Origin of the sequence: Glutamicibacter sp. HZAU (genome assembly GCF_004100365.1) — a bacterium.
Lineage (GTDB): Bacteria > Actinomycetota > Actinomycetes > Actinomycetales > Micrococcaceae > Glutamicibacter > Glutamicibacter nicotianae.
The window spans coordinates 354,507-370,870 of the sequence record NZ_SCKZ01000001.1 but is presented as its reverse complement, the minus strand read 5'-3'; the positions used below and the strand labels follow the sequence as shown (position 1 = coordinate 370,870).

Here is a 16,364-nt window from a genome sequence, read left to right as displayed (position 1 = left end):
GAATCTAGTTATAGTATTTCAGAAACGTGACCCGCGCCACGCGGCTGCGCAGGGTGGGGAACCGAACCGAGAAAAGAGCAAACCATGAAGATTGCAGTGCTGATCAAGCAGGTGCCGGACACCGAAGAAGGCCGCCACCTCACCTCCGGCGGACACGCAGACCGCGAGGCCAGCGACCGCGTGATCGACGAGATCACCGAACGCGCGCTGGAAGCCGCGCTGAAGCAGAAGGACGCGGACAAGTCGGTGGAAATCACCGTGGTGACCATGGGCCCGGCCGCCGCGAACGAAGCGCTGCGCAAGGCTCTGAGCATGGGCGCCGACAAGGCGGTGCACGTGCAGGACGACGCACTGGCAGGCTCCGACGCGCTGGCCACCGCCCGGGCCCTGGCCCAGGCGCTCTCCGCGCTCGATGCCGATCTGATCGTGGCAGGCAACGAATCCACCGACGGGCGCGGAGGCGTGGTCCCGGCGATGATCGCCGAACTGCTCAACCTTCCATTCCTCGGCCCGCTGGGCACCCTGGAGATCTCCGGAGGCAGCGTGCGCGGTACCCGCTTGGATGCTTCGGGCACCACCGCGCTGCGCGCCGCCACCCCGGCCGTCATCTCCGTAGCCGAAGCCATGGGCGAGGCGCGCTTCCCGAAGTTCAAGGGCATCCTGGCCGCCAAGCGCAAGCCGGTCAGCGTGCAGGGCACCGCCGAGCTCGGCCTGGGCGCACCGGAGCACGCCGCGGGCAACCTGGTGCTCTCCTCCGCCGCCCGCCCGGCCCGCACCGCCGGCGTGAAAATCATCGACGAGGGACAAGGTGCGCAGGAACTTGCCGCCTACCTGGCCGCCGAGAAGCTGATCTAAGGAATCAACGACATGACGAACATCCTGGTACACATCGAACTGGCCGAGAACGGCACCCCGACCGCCAGCGGCGCTCACCTGCTGGCCCTGGCAGCGCAGCTGGGGACCCCGGTGGCCGTGGCCGCCTCCGCGGAGCGCGATAGCACCGCCGCCGCCATCGGCGCCCAGGGCGCGCAGCAGGTCTTCATCGGCGAAACCGAGCATGCTGCCGCCCACCCGGCAGCCAGCGCCGTCGCCGCCCTGCAGGCAGCCATCGATGCCTACGCCCCGGCCGCCGTGCTCGCCTCGAATAGCGCCGTGGCCCGAGAAGTTATCGGCCGGCTCTCGGTGCGCACCGGCAACCCGGTGGTGCTCGAAGCTGTCGATCTGGCGCAGCGTGATGGCCGCATCGCCGCCTCGCACTCGGTTTTCGGCGGCACCTACGTCACCGAATCCACCGCAGGTGCCGGCATCCCGCTGATCACTGTGGCCTCCAGCGGCTCCGAGCCGTTGCCGGCCGCCATCGCACAGGTGGATTCCGCCGCCATCGAGGTGGCCACCGTCGCCTCGGCGGAAATCGAGTCCGTGACCCCGCTGGCTGCCGCCTCCTCCCGCCCGGAGCTGCGCGCCGCCAAGATCGTGGTCTCCGGTGGCCGCGGAGTGGCCTCGAAGGAGAACTTCGCGCTCATCGAGGCGCTCGCCGACTCGCTGGGTGCAGGACTGGGTGCCTCCCGCGCCGCCGTTGACTCCGGCTACATCCCGCAGAGCCACCAGGTTGGGCAGACCGGCGTCAGCGTCTCGCCGGACCTCTATGTGGCAGTGGGCATCTCCGGGGCCATCCAGCACCTGGCCGGCATGCAGACCGCCAAGCGCATCGTGGCCATCAACAAGGACGAGGACGCGCCGATCTTCGACATTGCCGACTTCGGCCTCGTGGGCGACCTCTTCGAGATCCTCCCGCAGCTCACGCAGCTGCTGGAGGCCAAGCAGCCGGTCAACGCCGGCTAGAGCAAGGAGAATCGTTTCCATGTCGCTGACAACCAAGGACGGCGCCCGCACCGCCGCGAAGGCGGGCAATCCGGCGCTGAAGAAGATCTGGATCGCCGCCGGCGTGGTGGTTGCCCTGGCCCTGCTGGTGCTGGCCGCCCGCTGGTGGCGTGGAACCGGAGCGGGGGAGCAATTCATTGCCGCCTACCCGGGGCATTCTGCGTTGCCGGAAAACGCTCCCACCGGCATCCCGGCCTGGCTGGGCTGGCAGCACTTCCTGAACGCCTTCTTCATGGTGCTGATCATCCGCTCCGGCTGGCTGATCCGCACCACCGCCAGGCCGAAGGCCTACTGGACCCGGAACAATACCGGGTTGTTCAAGACCAAAACCAAGCCGAAGAAGATCAGCCTGGAAATCTGGCTGCACCTGAGCCTGGACGTGCTGTGGATTCTCAACGGCGTGGTGTTCATCGTGCTGCTGTTCGCCACCGGCGCGTGGATGCGCATCGTGCCAACCAGCTGGGACATCTTCCCGAACGCTTTCAGCGCCGGCGTGCAGTACCTGTCGCTGGACTGGCCGAGCGAGAACGGCTGGCTGAATTACAACGCGCTGCAGGTGCTGGCCTACTTCGCGATCGTGTTCCTGGCCGCCCCGGTCTCCGCCATCACCGGGCTGCGCATGTCCCCGGCCTGGCCTGCCAAGCTGGACAAGGTCCTGCCCATGGAAGCGGCCCGCAAGGTGCACTTCCCGGCCATGTTGTTCTTCGTCGGCTTCCTGGTGATGCACGTGCTGCTGGTGCTGCTCACCGGGGCGCGGGCGAACCTGAACCACATGTTCGCCGCCCGCAGCGACGACGGCTGGATGGGCGTCATCTTGTTCCTGGTGGCCGTTGCGGCCACCGCCGGAGCCTGGTTCGCCTGCAAGCCGGTGGTCATCCGGGCCCTGGCCGGGATGTCGGGCAAGATCTCCAAGTAGCGGCTCGCCGACGGGCTACGAGCTGGATCGCCGAAACCGGCGCTGTGCAGGAATGGGCTCCTGCACAGCGCCGGTTTTTGCATGCCCCGACCGCGCGACCCGAGGTGAGCATGGTGCAATGGACAGGTGATGTTTAGGCAGTTGGAATACTTTGTTGCCCTGGCCCGGGAACAGCATTTCGTGCGGGCCGCCCAGGAGTGCCGCATTTCCCAGCCGGCGCTGTCCGAATCCATCAGGAAGCTTGAAGCCGGGCTCGGGGTGCCGCTGGTGCGCCGCGGGCACGCGTTCCAGGGGCTGACCGCGGAAGGCGAAACGGTGCTGCGCTGGGCCCAGCGCCTGCTGGCCGACCGCGATGCGCTGGCCCAGGAGGTGGCGGCGCTGCAATCCGGGCTGACCGGCACGCTGCGTCTGGGCGTGGTGCCCGCCGCGTCCTCCACGGTCGCGCAGCTGTCCGATGCCTTCGCCCGGGCCAATCCGAAAGCAGCGATCCATGTCCAGAGCAGCCTGCGCTCCACCGGCATCATTGCCCAGGTCCGCGGCTACGAACTCGATGCGGGGCTGGTCTACGCGGATCCTGCGCAGTTGGGTGGACTGCTCGCGCTGCCCTTGTACCGTGAGGAGCACGTGCTTCTCACCAAGGCAGGGATGTTCGCTGGCGAGGGGCAGCCAACCGCCGTGGACGAGGTGCTCTCGCTGCCGTTGTGCCTGCTGGATTCCTCCATGCGCGGCCGCCAGCTGCTGGACGAGGTGCTGGCATCCCACGGGCGCAGCGCCGAGCCGCGCATCGAGTGCGATTCGATGATCACGCTGCTGGCGCAGGTGGCCACCGGCCGCTGGGCGAGCGTAGTCCCGAAGCAGTGGCTCGAACCCCTGGGCGAGCTGCCGGGCCTTGCCCAGACGCCCCTTGCCGGTCCCTGCATCACCAGCCAAATCAGCTTGGTGATGACCGGGCACCAGCCGCTGCCGCTCATGTTACGCGCATTGCTCTCTGCGACGGGCGACCTGTATCCATCCGTAACAAAGGACCTTGACTTGGCTTGATAAGTTAGACCGATTGAAACATCAGAAATAATGCTTGGACATGATCAAAGTGTTGATGCAACTCTGAAGTGGCAGAACCGCTCCTTTTTGCAGGAAGCTGGACGACCCGCAAGGAGCGATCATGGCGAATTTCCGGAATGTGCCGGCCGAGCCGGCCAGAATCCCGAAAACGGGAATCCCGGCCTCGGCGTTGGCCTCCGCGGCGTGGCGGGGTCTTGTGCTGTCCCACAGCCCCGAGATCCGCCCCGCCCTGCGTGTCGGTTTCGGATTGGCGATTCCCGGCGCCGCACTGCTGTTACTGGGGCGGGTGGACCTCATGGTCTACGCGGTCTTCGGTTCGGTGGTCGGAATGTACGGCCGCAGCCCGCACCGGGTGCAGCGTCTCAAAGACCAGGCCCTGGCCGGAACCATGATGCTGTGCGCCGGCATATCCGGCATCGTCATCGCGCCGTGGGGACTTGACGGATGGGCGCTGCTCGCCGGAGGCATTTTCTGGGCCTGCACCAGTTCGCTGGCCACGGACCGCTACGGGCTCAAGCCCGGCGGCTCGTTCTTCCCGCTGTTCGCCTTCGGGGCGCTGGCCAGCCTCCCGGTGGGGCAATCGCAGTCCGTGGCGGGTTTGGCGGCGTTCGTGGTCACCGCACTGTTCAGCATCGCTGTGGGACAGACCGCCACGTTTGGAGCTGCGGCAAGCGGATATCCCGGGCATGATCCGATCGGCTGGCCGGAAGCGCTGCGCCGCGCCGCCTGCTACGCCAGCGTGGTGATGCTGGCAGGAGCCCTGGCCATCGGGCTGCACCTGGAACACCTGCAATGGGTCATGGCCGGTTCGGTGGTGCCGCTGGCGGCGGGCAACGCCCGTGGCCGCCTGGGCAGGGGACTGCACCGTATGGCCGGCACCGTGGCCGGACTGGGGGTGCTGCTGGGCATCTACCATCTGCAGCTGCCTCAGCTGGCCCTGGGGCTGGTGATCATCGTGCTGATGTTCCCCACCGAGGGCTACATGACCCGAAACTACGGGCTGGCGCTGAGCTTTTTCACTCCGCTGATCATGCTGATGCTTGAGCTCGCCGACCCGAGCGTCAATGCGGATGTCCTTTGGGAACGCGCCGCGGGCAACCTGTTGGGAGTGCTCGCTGGCATCGTCGGTGCGCAGCTCTTCGATCGCAAACCCCGCTGACGAAGTACCGGATTCGGACTGGACGTTGCATGATTAACTAGGTCAGGCGTCGAATCGGCAATCTCGCTCGCACCGGGAACGGTTTTGCGCAGGACACCATCCAATCCGTGCCCAATGGAAGATTCCACCGCCGTGAAAACACAGTTCAGTTCTCCGCGACGATTCGCCGTTTCAACTGCCAGCGCACTGCTGGCCGGTGCGCTGGCCTTGGGCGGCCTGGTGCCGGCCGGCGCTGCGCAGCCGCACCCGGTTGCACAGCAAGCTGCGTCTGCCCAGTCTTCCGCGTCGCTATCGGCCCCCGGAGCACTGCAGGTGCCTGCCGCCAACCGTGTAGTGCAGGTCAAGACCACCAGCAACCTGAACATGCGCTCCGGTTCCAGCACCAAGCACCGAGTCATCCTAACCATCCCGAAAAACAAGACGGTCACGGTCAAGTCCCAGGCTTCCAACGGCTGGTACCAGGTCACGTACAACAAGAAGACCGGGTGGATTTCCAATAAATACGCCAAGGTCACCAAGACCTCCGGCACCGGCAAGACGCCGAAGCGGGCGAAAAGCGTGAAGCTCTGGGTCACCCCGGAATCGACGATGAATATCCGCAAGGGGGCGGGAACCGGGCACAGTGTCGTCGGGAAGATCAGCAAGGGCCAGCCGGCCTACGCGACATCCAAGGCAGCCAACGGCTGGTACAAGATATCCACCCAGGGCAAGACTGGGTGGATCTCCGGCGCCTACGTCACAACCTGCTCCAAGGGATGCGCCATCGATGCCGGCCCGTACACCACCAACCGCGCAGGCCTGACGGACCGCTACTTCGCCAAAACTTCCGGCGCAGACCTGTTCGCCTCGGTCAAGGGCAAGAAGCGCATCGGCGACATCCCGAAGAACTCGATCGCCTATCGCGACAAAGCGTGGGAAAAGAAAGCCGGCCCGGTCTCCGGCTGGTACTACATGCGCACCCAAGGGGCAGATGGCTGGATGAAAGCCTCGGCACTGAAACGCAGCACCAATGCCAAGACCAGCAACACCGCGAAGACCACCCGGGCCACAGTACTGAAGCAAGCCAATGGGAAGCTGCCCTCCTCGATGCTGGTGGCCCTGCACTGGGACAAGGAGAAAACGCTGATCGCCGCCCCGGCCGCTGCAGACCTGGGCAGGTTGAACGCCGCCTTCAAGAAGAAATTCGGGAAGAACCTGGATATCGATCTGGCCTACCGCACCCTGGATACGCAGAAGCTCCTCTATCAGGAGCTCGGCCACTACATCGCGGCCAAACCGGGCACCTCGAACCACGGTTGGGGATTGGCCATCGACGTGCCTGAGACCTTCAACTACTCATTCAAGGGCAAGTACTACAAGTGGCTGAAGGCCAACTCCAAGAAACACAACTGGATTCACCGGAAAAATCTGGAAGAATTCCGCGCCAACGGAAGCAGGAATCCGTACGCCGAAGCATGGCACTTCGAATATGCGGGCAACTGAACTCAGCAGCATGAGCCATCATGACGCATTCTTGATCTTGGATGCCTGGCCAAGATCACTGCAGAATTCCGCGAAACATTTGTCCTGGATCTCGGCCCGCTCCGCTCGTTCGCTGACCACACCTGCGAGGTCTTCGGTTTCGCTTGCGTGCGTCAAACCCCAAACACAACGGATCCCCAGCCGAGGCAGATAGGCTAGGGGATATGCATCAGCTGCCTGACTACCCGAACTATCCTGTTGTTCCCCGACGCGGACAGCGTGTATTCGATGCAGGACCGTTCACCAAGGGCGACCTCTGGACCGTCATTGCCTACCTCGTCTTCTTTGTCGGCGGCGCGGCAGCCCTCATCGGCTTGATCCCCGGCTACATGAGTGCCTTCTCGACCCAGGAACAGGCGTTGTTCGGGATCAACCTGATCCTGTATGTCACCTTCTTCATTCTTGCGATGATCCAGTGCGGGGCGCAGTTCTTCGAATCGTTCAAGACCATGCGGTACTACCCCTGGGCCAAATGGCTGATGCTGCCCGGAGGCTGGTTCCTGACCATCATGGTCAACGGGATCATCGCCGCATTGACTGGCCAGGCGGTCACCAGCGAGAACCAGGCAGCCCTGGAATCCATGGCCGGAACCGTGCCGCTACCGGTCATGCTGGTAGTGACCGCGTTCTTCGGCCCCTTCGTCGAGGAATACCTGTTCCGCCATCTGCTCATCGGCAAGCTGTCGCGCAAGCTGAACGTCTGGCTGTGCGCATTGATCTCCACGGTGCTGTTCGCCAGCATCCACTTCATTGGGGCCGGCATCGGATCCTGGCTTGAAGTGGTGCCGTACTTCATGCTGGGCGTCATGATGGCCGTCGCCTACATCCTCAGCGGCAAGTCGCTGGCCTACTCCTACATGCTGCATGTCATCAACAACACCGTGGCGCTGCTGGTGGTCTACCTGATCTACCCGCTGCTTCCTGCCGGGGTCTAGGCAGTGGCATTTACCGGGCTCGAACCGAATACCCCCGCCTATCGCGGCATGCTGCTGGCGCTTTTTGCCGGGGGTGTCGCCACCTTCTCCCAGCTGTATGCGGTGCAGGGGCTGCTGCCCGTGATCGCCAGCTACTTCGAGATCACCTCCTCGCGAACAGCGTTGGCCGTGTCCTCGGCAACCCTGGGGCTGGCCTTGGCGGTGACTCCCTGGGCGATCATCTCCGACAGGGTCGGGCGTCGCAAGGTCATCAGCATCGCACTGGTCTCTTCGGTTGCCCTGGGAATGCTCAGCTGCCTGGCGCCAAGCTTCGAGTTCCTGGTGGCGATCCGCTTCTTCGAAGGCATCGCCCTGGCCGGAGTGCCCGGTTCGGCACTGGCCTTCCTGGTCGATGAGGTCAATCCGCGCGCCGTTGCGGTGGCCAGCGGCACCTATATTTCCGGCACCACCCTGGGCGGGCTGGCTGGCCGCCTGGTTGCCAGCTTTGTCGCAGACCCTGCGGGGTGGCGCTGGGGCATCGCTGCCGTGAGCATCATGGCCGGCCTGGCGACGCTCTTCTTCCTGCTCAAGGCTCCCAGCGCGCAGGGCTTCGCTCCCATCCGGGACCAGAACTTGGGCAGCATCGCCAAGAAATTCGCGCAGGCGTTGCGCGGCAGGATGGCGCTGGTCTATGCGCAGGGCTTCCTGCTCATGGGCGGATTCGTCGCCGTCTACAACTACCTGGCGTTTCGGCTCGAAGCACCGCCCTACTTGATTCCAGCCTCGTGGGCGGCACTGGTCTTCCTCGCCTACCTCTCGGGGACCTACACCTCGGTGGCCAGCAGCAAGCTCGTGGCCAAGGCCGGACGCCGCAATACGCTGCGCATCAGCATCCTGCTCAGCGCAGTCGGCCTGCTGCTGACGCTGGCGGGGAACCTGGTCGTCATCATCGCCGGGCTGCTGATCTTCACTGCCGGCTTCTTCGCCGCCCACGCGGTGGCCAGCGGGTGGGTGCCGGTGCTGGCAACCGGGGCCCGCGCCCAAGCCTCCAGCCTGTACAACCTGTTCTACTACGTCGGCTCATCCGTGCTGGGCTGGCTCATCGGCATCCCGTTCCTGCACTACGGGTGGGCCAGCGTGGTGCTCTGCGTGGGAGCACTGCAGGTGGTTGCCTTGATCCTGGCCTCCTTGCTGTCCAAGACGGACCCATCCCTGCGCCGGTAAATCATATTCCGCGCTCGGAATACTTTTTCTTCGCGGATGATCAGGTCAGATCGTCGAAATCTCCCGATACCCAGCGTGCGTAGCGTTCCGCCGAGAACTGGACGATCCGGTGGGCATCAGCCTGGATGCAGGAAGCGAAGTTGTTGTAGAGGCGGTCGAATCTCTCCGGTGCCAGCGTCGCGGCCAAGCGCCGAACCACCGCAGCAGAGAGCGGAATGCGGTTGGGATAGCTGCGCAAGAACGTCACATTGCCATCGGCCACGGGAAAAATCGCGTCACCGGCCAGCAGGACGCCACGGCCATCAGCGCCTGCTTCCCAGACGGCCACCGTGCTGCCCGGGAAGTGGCCGCCGAGCTGCATCAGCTTGATCCCGGGCAGCACGTCAAAGGGCTCGGACCAGGCGGTTATCACGTCAGACGAATACTGAACCCACTCCTTATCCTTCTCGGCGACGAAGATCGGCGCATCGCCCAACGCCTGGCTGTACTGCTGCTGCACCCCGTACATATGCGGATGGCTTGCCACAATCGCCGCGAGTTTCCCGCGGCTCTTGAGCCAGTCAATGATCTCGCCGGTAATCAGCCCCGGCACATCGAAGAGCAGGTTGCCCCCGGTGGTCTCCACGAGCAGCGAGCTTTGGCCAATGCCGATCTCCGGAGAGGATATGGCGTTCAGCCCCGGTTCGAGGGAGGTGATGGTCAGCTGGTGCCCGGCCGCTGCCAACTCCTCGGTGCGCACCCAGCGCTGGGTTCCGCCGGGAATGTATTGGCGTTCATCGGCGCAGATTGGACACAGGCCGGCAGGTTGCGCGCCAGGCGGGAACTCCACTGCGCAGCCTGCGCACTGCCAATGGCCGATCTGTTCTTCTCCCATGGATGAATCCGTCTTCTATTGAGGGTGATGGTTGCGTCTTTGCTTGCCATCCAACCTAGTGCCAGCCCCGGATGCAGGAAAGAGCACGGCATCTGCAATCTCCGCACCCGGGACGCAAATGGTGAAACTGCACGCCGCTTCGTAGAGTTGGGGTTGTGAATCCTTCAACCCCCATCGAATCCCCGCGGAGCATGGGCCGGCAGATCCTTGCCCTGGCCGTTCCCGCATTGGGCGCGCTGATTGCCGAGCCGCTGTTCCTGATGGCTGACTCGGCTATTGTCGGCCACCTTGGCGTGGCCGAGCTGGCCGGCGCCGCCCTGGGCACCACGGTGCTGCATACAGCGGTGGGGCTGATGATCTTTCTGGCCTACGCCACCACCCCTGCAGTGGCCCGCGCCCTGGGTGCCGGTGATCCGGGCAAGGCGATGGCCGCAGGCCGCGACGGCATGTGGTTTGCCGTCGTCCTCGGCCTGGTGCTGTCGCTGGCTGGATACTTCGGTGCCGGGGGCCTGGTGCGTTTGATGGGCGGCGAGGGGGCAACCGCGCAATTCGCCGTGGACTACATCAACTATTCGATGCCCGGCCTGACCGCGATGCTGCTGGTTCTCGCAGCCACCGGCGTGCTGCGCGGCATGCAGGACACGAAAACGCCGCTGGTCGTGGCCACCGTCGGCTTCGGATTGAATATCGTCCTGAACTTCATCCTGGTCTACTGGGCGGACATGTCGGTAGCGGGTGCCGCGCTGGGAACTTCGATTGCCCAGTGGATGATGGCGCTGGTGTATTTGTGGATGATCATGCCGCGGATCAGGGCTCAAGGGATCTCCCTGGCACCGAGCTGGTCCGGGTTCATTTCCACCGGGCAGGTCGGCTCCTGGCTGATGCTGCGCAACCTGAGCATGCGCGCGGCCTTGCTGCTCACCGTTCTGGTGGCCACCAATGCCGGCACCCAGACGCTGGCCGCGCACCAGCTGGTCTTCACCATCTTCAGCTTCCTGGCCTTCGCGCTGGACGCTTTGGCCATCGCGGCCCAGGCCCTGATTGGCCAGGAGCTGGGCCGCGGGGATGCCGAACAGGTCCGCAAGCTTACCGGCATCATGAGCCGCTGGGGCATCTACTTCGGCGTGGCCACCGGCATCCTGCTATTCGCCACGTCGTGGGTTTTCCCGATGATGTTCACGCAGGATGAGCAGATCCGCCAGCTGACCACCATCGGGCTGTGGGTGCTGGCGTTGTCCCAGCCGTTGTGCGGCCTGGTGTTCGTCCTGGACGGGGTGCTCATTGGAGCCGGCGATGCCCGCTACCTCGGCTTGGTCGGTGTGCTGAACCTCGTGGTCTACGCACCGATGCTCTGGGTGATCCATGTCTTCGCGAAGGACGCCACCTCGGCGATCTTGTGGATCTGGGTAGCCTTCGCCCTGGGCTACATGGCGGCTCGCGGTGTGACCCTGTCGTTGCGCGCCAAGAACACCGCATGGATGCGGCTGGGCAGCTGACAGCTGGCCGTGCCCAATGCCAGGTCTGGACTTTGTTCCGCTCGCTGATGGCTTCGGCATTTCTGCCCTGCTCGTCGGGTACTGTGCCGCTGTTTCCCTCAAGGAGTGCAGATCCAGCATGGACCGCAGCGAACGAGTGGAATGTAGCGTGAGCAATGCAGAATCAATTTCAATTCTTCTGGGGGCAACCAGCGACGTAAAGGAATAAAGCATGTCATCAGACCAGCTGGGCCGTAAGGTCAGCGATTATCTATCCAGGCTGCACATGGGCGAACGAACAGAGCTTGGACCTGCCGAACTGGCCGCTGGGTATTTACGCACCTATCTCACTGGTGAGGACCCATTGCTAACGGACGTTTGGCCGGCAGTAGGGCGCCATTTCAACGAGCAACTTGAGTCGAACTCCGATCCTCTGGTGATCTCTGCGTCGGATGTAGTGGCTGTCTCGTTCCTTTCCGTCAACTTGCCCGCTAAAGCTGCCTGGACGATCCTTACTGATCTACGGGCGCAACTGACCAAGACGCTGGTGAAGATCCCGGACGACCTGTTCATCGAGGATCCACGATGCAACTATGAGCTGTATGCCACGGAAGAAGCGTCGGGTGAGTTGGCGCCTCTGCAGGAGCTGTGGGACCTGCTGCGCCGTGATCCCCAAGGCCGCAAGTGGGGCATGGGAGCCACAACGACGAGCAAGCTGATGGCGCGGAAGCGTCCGGGCCTCGTGCCAGTTCAGGACTCCGTGGTGGTGAACGCGCTGGGAGCCGAGGACTCCACGTACTGGCTCATGTGGTGGCAAGCTATGCATCTCACGGACGATTCCGGCAGTGCCTTCGTGGCGAACTTCGCCCGTGCAGCGCGCGAGGCGGTGCCTGCCGCAGCGAACCTGTCACTCTTGCGCGTGCTGGACATCGTGATCTGGATGCACGCCTCGTACCAGGTTGGGCGGTACGAAGCCCGCGTTCAGGACAATTGAGGTCCCAGCATTGCGGTGCGGATGGAGCCAAGGTGTGCGCGCATTGCTTCCTCGGCAGCTTTAGCATCACTCCGGGCCACGGCATCGAAGATCGCCCGGTGCTCGGCCAGCTCGTCCGATTGGGACATGTACGGCTGCATGGAAGGCAGTACGTAGTGGGCGCGGGCGGTTTGCGCGAAGCAGTTCTCCAGGCTGGCTACCAGGCGCGAATTGCGCGAGGCCGCCGCCAGTTCGCTGTGGAAGCGCTGGGCCGCATGCATGGAGGCGATGGGATCGCTGACCGACAGCTTCTCCTGGGCCTCCAGATGACCGGCCAGGGACACGACGAGCGCCGCCGAGTGCATGCTGGCCACCTGCCCGGCCACATGCGGTTCGAGCAGGCTGCGCAGCTCTAGGACTTCGTAGACATCGTTCAGCGAAATGGCGCACACTAGATAGCCCTTCTTGGGCAGGATCTGCAGCAGGCCTTCGCTGGTGAGCTGGCGCAGGGATTCGCGTACCGGGGTTTTGGAGACGTCGAATTCCTGGGCCAGTGCCGGCTCGATGATCAGGGTGCCTGGGGCGAGCTCCCCGCGGTTGATGCGTTCGCGCAAGGTGATGGTGAGCTGTTCGGAGAGTGAGCTGGCCATGATTCTCCGATTCTCCTGCGCGTAATGTAGCTACCTGATCTAGGTGTCGCCCTGGGCAACACTCTAGTCTTGGATGAAATATATTTCAGGAATCTTACGGGAAAACTATTTCATCGCAAGGACTATGACTGTGCCGATCACCCAGAACTCAACCAGCGGGCAGCAAGCGCGCAACCGGCGTCGAGCCCTGTTCGCCTCCGTCTTCGGCACGGCCATCGAATGGTATGACTACGCGCTGTATGGCGCGGCCGCGTCGGTGGTGATCGGCCCGCTGTTCTTCTCCGGGGCCGGTGGCTCGGCGGCCTCCATCGCCTCCTTTGCCACCTTCGCGGTGGGCTTCGTGGCCCGCCCGCTGGGCGGAGTGGTCATCGGGCATCTGGGGGACAAGTTCGGCCGCCGCCCAGCGATGCTGCTCTCGGTCATCCTGATGGGCGTCGCCACCGTGGGCATCGGCCTGCTGCCCACCGCGGCCAGCTGGGGCGTATGGTCCGTGGGCCTGCTGGTGCTGCTGCGCCTGATCCAGGGCTTCGGCGCCGGCGCCGAGCTGACCGGGGCAATGACCCTGGTGGCCGAATACGTGGAGCCGAAGAAACGCGGCCTCTACACCTCGCTGGTGCTCGCCACCCCTCCGCTGGGCATTGCTCTGGCCACCGTGTGCTTCTTCCTGGTCTCGCTGGCCGGCGACGAGGCCTTGCTCGGCTGGGCCTGGCGCATTCCCTTCCTGATCTCGGCGCTGCTGTTCGTGGTGGCCATCTACATCCGCAACAAGCTGGAGGAAACCCCGGACTACGCCGCCGCCATGGCCTCGGCCCGCGCCAGCCAGCAGCAGGCCAAGCTGCCCATCGTGCAGGTGTTCGCCGGGCACTGGCGCCGGGTCATCCTGGGCTTCCTGGCCATCACCGGGCACAATGCGGTGAACTACATCCTCGCGGTCTTCGCGCTGAGCCTGATGGTCACCAGCGGCATGGAACGCAGCCAGGCGCTGCTGGCGGTCACCCTGGGCTCGCTGGTCTCCGTGGTGCTCACGCCGGTCGGCGGCTGGCTGGCTGACCGGTTCGGCGCCTCCAAGGTGCTGGCTGCCGGAAACATCTCCGGCCTGGTCCTCGCCTTCCCGATCTTCGCCATGGTCTCCACCGGCGAATTCGCCTACGGGCTATTGGGCATCGCAGCCGGCTACGCACTGGTGATTCCGTGCACCTCAGGTGCCCAGGGCGCCTTCCTCACCGAGCTGTTCCCCGTTTCGATCCGCTTCTCCGGGATTGCCCTGGCCCGCGAATTGAACGGCGCCATCGTCGCCGGACTCTCGCCGCTGATCGCGGCCGCGCTGCTGCAGGCAGGCAATGGCTCCATCGTGATGCCGGCCGGCTACCTGGCCTTGTGCTGCCTGTCCTCGGCCGTGGCGATCTTCATCGGCACCCGCGCGAGCACGCGCAACCTGTACTGAACCAACGCATTTCCACCGAAGAAGGAACAACCAATGGGTAACCTCAAGCGCCAACTGCCGGACGTCGCCGAACTGGTCAGCCTGATGAAGTTCAAGCTCCCCACCACCGATCGCCGGGCCGCCCGCCTGGCCAGCGCCGCTGACCTCTGGGATCTGCGCAAGATCGCCAAGCGCCGCACCCCCGCCGCGGCCTTCGACTATGTCGACGGCGCCGCCGGCCGCGAGATCACCGCGAGGCGCGCCCGCGAGGTATTCGACAACGTCGAGCTGCTGCCGCGCATCCTGCACGGCACCGCGCACTCGGACCTGTCCACCACCATTGCCGGTGCGCCATCGGCGCTGCCTTTCGGCATCGCGCCCACCGGCTTCACCCGCTTCATGCACTCCGAGGGAGAAATCGGCGGATCCAGGGCTGCCCAGAAGGCCGGGATTCCCTTCAGCCTGTCCACCATGGGCACCCGCTCCATCGAGGAAGTCGCCGCGGCGGCACCGGAGGGGCGCAAGTGGTTCCAGCTCTATCTGTGGAAGGACCGCGAGAAGTCCAAGGCGCTGGTGGAACGCGCGGCCGCGGCAGGCTATGACACCCTGCTGGTCACCGTGGATACCCCGGTAGCCGGCCAGCGCCACCGCGATGCCCGCAACGGCATGAAGATCCCGCCCGAGCTGACGCTGAAGACCATCTTGGATGCCTCATACCGTCCGGAGTGGTGGTACAACTTCCTGACCACCGATTCGCTGAAGTTCGCCTCGCTATCCGATACCTCGGCAGACCTGCCGACCATCATCAACTCCATGTTCGATTCCTCCTTGGACTTCGACGACCTGGAATGGATCCGCGAACTGTGGAAGGGCCAGCTGTTCGTCAAGGGCGTGCTCACCCGCGAGGACGCTTCCAAGGCCAAGGCTGCCGGTGCTGACGGCCTGGTGGTGTCCAACCATGGCGGACGCCAGCTGGACCGTGCGCCGATTGCCTTCGAAGCGCTCAGCGAGGTGCGCGCCGAAGTCGGTGAGGGCATGGAAATCATCATGGATTCGGGCATCATGTCCGGTGCGGACATTGTCGCCGCACTGTGCGCCGGAGCCGATTTCGTGCTCATTGGCCGCGCCTACCTCTACGGCCTGATGGCTGGCGGCGAGGAAGGCGTCAGCCGTGCCATCGAATTGCTGGCCAAGGAAGTGGAAGTGAATATGCAGCTGATGGGCGCTGCCAGCATCAAGGACCTGGACGAGTCGCTGATCCGCCGCCGCCGCTGATGCGATTAACCCCGGGCGAAGTGGCGGTTAGTTCTATGAGCGGTAGAATAGAGATTGTGCCTGCACCAAAAACCACCCCAGTCCAAGCTTCAGATGTCTTCCGCCCAGTGTTCCTGCGCGGCCTGGCAGCCCTGGCCTATGCCCTGATGTCGATTTTCTGGATCGGCGCAGATGAGAAGGTCGTGACCTACTCGACGGCGGCGTTCCTCGTTGTCACTGGCGTATTCATGTGGCAGTACGTATCGGTGGAAAGCGCTCCTGAGAAGTCGCGCGCCCCCTACGCACTGGGTGCTGGACTGATGCTCATGGCTGGCATCGCAACCGTCTTCGTCAGCTCGATCACCTGGGTTGGCTACGTGGCAGCGTTCGCCTTCCTGGCAGCCGGCATTGCCGAACTCGTGGTCTTCGCCAAGCTCCGCGAGGCCTTCCCGCCGTTCAGGAACCAGCTGGTGACCGGCGCGGTGGGCGTGATCTTGGCCATTTCGCTGTGCTTCAGCGGCGGCCTGGATGCACACGCATTGTTCGGCCTGATTGGCGGCGGCACCATTGTCCTCGCGGTCTTCGCGCTGATTGCAGCCTTCGGCCATCGCCATGAGATGAAGGCGGCCGCACCGGCCACGACCAATACCCCGGACCAGGACAACAACTAGTCCTCAGGTCAGCAGCAAGAGTAGAAACGGAGTTTCTGGTGGGAAACAATAAGAAGAAGCAACCGTGGAGCCAGTCAATCAAGGGCCCACTGAGCTTCTCGCTGATCTTGGGCCTTGTCTCCGGCGTCGTCGGCCTGATCAGCTCCACCGGCGGATCGCAGAATCCACTGCGCTTCGACATCGGCTTGGCCGCCTTCGGCATCGCCTTCGTCGCCAGCCTGCTGGTCATCTCGGTGTTGACCATGGCAGCCAAGGACAATGATCCGGACCTTGGCAAGGGCACCGGGGTCAACCGATCCTCTGCCAATCCGGACAAGAAGTTTGAAGACTGACAATAAAGCTTAGCCACGCGGCGTGACGCGCTGGG

At 64.3% G+C, this 16,364-nt stretch carries 16 protein-coding genes; 14 read left to right on the top strand and 2 right to left on the bottom strand.

The features are described from left to right. The first annotated feature begins 84 nt into the window (after positions 1–84). From EKH49_RS01740 to EKH49_RS01705, 8 genes are all read left to right on the top strand, one after another. Positions 85–855 carry an electron transfer flavoprotein subunit beta/FixA family protein gene (locus EKH49_RS01740; RefSeq protein WP_128469421.1) on the top strand — a complete coding sequence of 257 codons (771 nt, stop codon included), beginning with the start codon at positions 85–87 and terminating at the stop codon, positions 853–855. 12 nt (positions 856–867) lie between these two features. Beyond that, a complete protein-coding gene (locus EKH49_RS17090) occupies positions 868–1,842 on the top strand; it encodes an electron transfer flavoprotein subunit alpha/FixB family protein (protein WP_128469420.1) in 975 nt (324 codons plus the stop codon). Between the two features lie 19 nt (positions 1,843–1,861). Continuing rightward, a complete protein-coding gene (locus tag EKH49_RS01730) occupies positions 1,862–2,797 on the top strand; it encodes a cytochrome b/b6 domain-containing protein (RefSeq protein ID WP_128469419.1) in 936 nt (311 codons plus the stop codon). A 129-nt stretch (positions 2,798–2,926) separates the two neighbouring features. Next, complete coding sequence (locus tag EKH49_RS01725) at positions 2,927–3,838, top strand: LysR family transcriptional regulator (RefSeq protein ID WP_128469418.1); 912 nt, start codon at positions 2,927–2,929, stop codon at positions 3,836–3,838. A gap of 121 nt (positions 3,839–3,959) precedes the next feature. Next, positions 3,960–5,018, top strand: coding sequence for an FUSC family protein (locus tag EKH49_RS01720; RefSeq protein ID WP_128469417.1), 1,059 nt, complete (start codon positions 3,960–3,962; stop codon positions 5,016–5,018). 132 nt (positions 5,019–5,150) lie between these two features. Continuing rightward, positions 5,151–6,500, top strand: coding sequence for an SH3 domain-containing protein (locus tag EKH49_RS01715; protein WP_161567420.1), 1,350 nt, complete (start codon positions 5,151–5,153; stop codon positions 6,498–6,500). Between the two features lie 203 nt (positions 6,501–6,703). Beyond that, the gene (locus EKH49_RS01710) at positions 6,704–7,474 is read left to right on the top strand and encodes a CPBP family intramembrane glutamic endopeptidase (protein ID WP_128469415.1); all 771 of its coding nucleotides are present in this window, start codon (positions 6,704–6,706) and stop codon (positions 7,472–7,474) included. A 3-nt stretch (positions 7,475–7,477) separates the two neighbouring features. Then, positions 7,478–8,677: an MFS transporter gene (locus tag EKH49_RS01705; RefSeq protein ID WP_128469414.1), complete on the top strand. Its 1,200-nt coding sequence runs from the start codon at positions 7,478–7,480 to the stop codon at positions 8,675–8,677. A 40-nt stretch (positions 8,678–8,717) separates the two neighbouring features. On the opposite strand, the gene EKH49_RS01700 is transcribed toward EKH49_RS01705, so the two are convergent. Beyond that, the gene (locus tag EKH49_RS01700; RefSeq protein WP_236640978.1) at positions 8,718–9,551 is read right to left on the bottom strand and encodes a hydrolase; all 834 of its coding nucleotides are present in this window, start codon (positions 9,549–9,551) and stop codon (positions 8,718–8,720) included. 191 nt (positions 9,552–9,742) lie between these two features. Here EKH49_RS01700 and EKH49_RS01695 point away from each other — a divergent pair, with 191 nt between their 5' ends. Together EKH49_RS01695 and EKH49_RS01690 are read left to right on the top strand one after the other, a co-directional pair. Then, a complete protein-coding gene (locus EKH49_RS01695; protein WP_128469589.1) occupies positions 9,743–11,047 on the top strand; it encodes an MATE family efflux transporter in 1,305 nt (434 codons plus the stop codon). Between the two features lie 211 nt (positions 11,048–11,258). Beyond that, positions 11,259–12,020 (top strand): DUF6308 family protein, encoded by a 762-nt coding sequence (locus EKH49_RS01690; protein ID WP_128469413.1) that lies wholly within the window; start codon positions 11,259–11,261, stop codon positions 12,018–12,020. Here the strand turns inward: EKH49_RS01690 and EKH49_RS01685 are convergent. Beyond that, positions 12,008–12,649, bottom strand: a complete 642-nt coding sequence (locus EKH49_RS01685) for a GntR family transcriptional regulator (RefSeq protein ID WP_128469412.1) — start codon at positions 12,647–12,649, stop codon at positions 12,008–12,010. The genes EKH49_RS01690 and EKH49_RS01685 overlap by 13 nt on opposite strands. A 124-nt stretch (positions 12,650–12,773) precedes the next feature. On the opposite strand from EKH49_RS01685, the gene EKH49_RS01680 reads away from it, so the two are divergent. From EKH49_RS01680 to EKH49_RS01665, 4 genes are read left to right on the top strand one after another with little or no spacing between them, the layout of a single operon-like run. Further along, complete coding sequence (locus tag EKH49_RS01680; protein WP_038993081.1) at positions 12,774–14,093, top strand: MFS transporter; 1,320 nt, start codon at positions 12,774–12,776, stop codon at positions 14,091–14,093. Positions 14,094–14,126: 33 nt separating this feature from the next. After that, complete coding sequence (locus tag EKH49_RS01675; protein ID WP_128469410.1) at positions 14,127–15,347, top strand: alpha-hydroxy acid oxidase; 1,221 nt, start codon at positions 14,127–14,129, stop codon at positions 15,345–15,347. 56 nt (positions 15,348–15,403) lie between these two features. Beyond that, positions 15,404–15,997: a DUF308 domain-containing protein gene (locus EKH49_RS01670; RefSeq protein WP_161567419.1), complete on the top strand. Its 594-nt coding sequence runs from the start codon at positions 15,404–15,406 to the stop codon at positions 15,995–15,997. Positions 15,998–16,035: 38 nt separating this feature from the next. Further along, on the top strand, positions 16,036–16,329 hold the full coding sequence (locus tag EKH49_RS01665; RefSeq protein ID WP_236640977.1) for a hypothetical protein: 294 nt from the start codon (positions 16,036–16,038) through the stop codon (positions 16,327–16,329). The last annotated feature ends 35 nt before the right edge of the window (positions 16,330–16,364 follow it).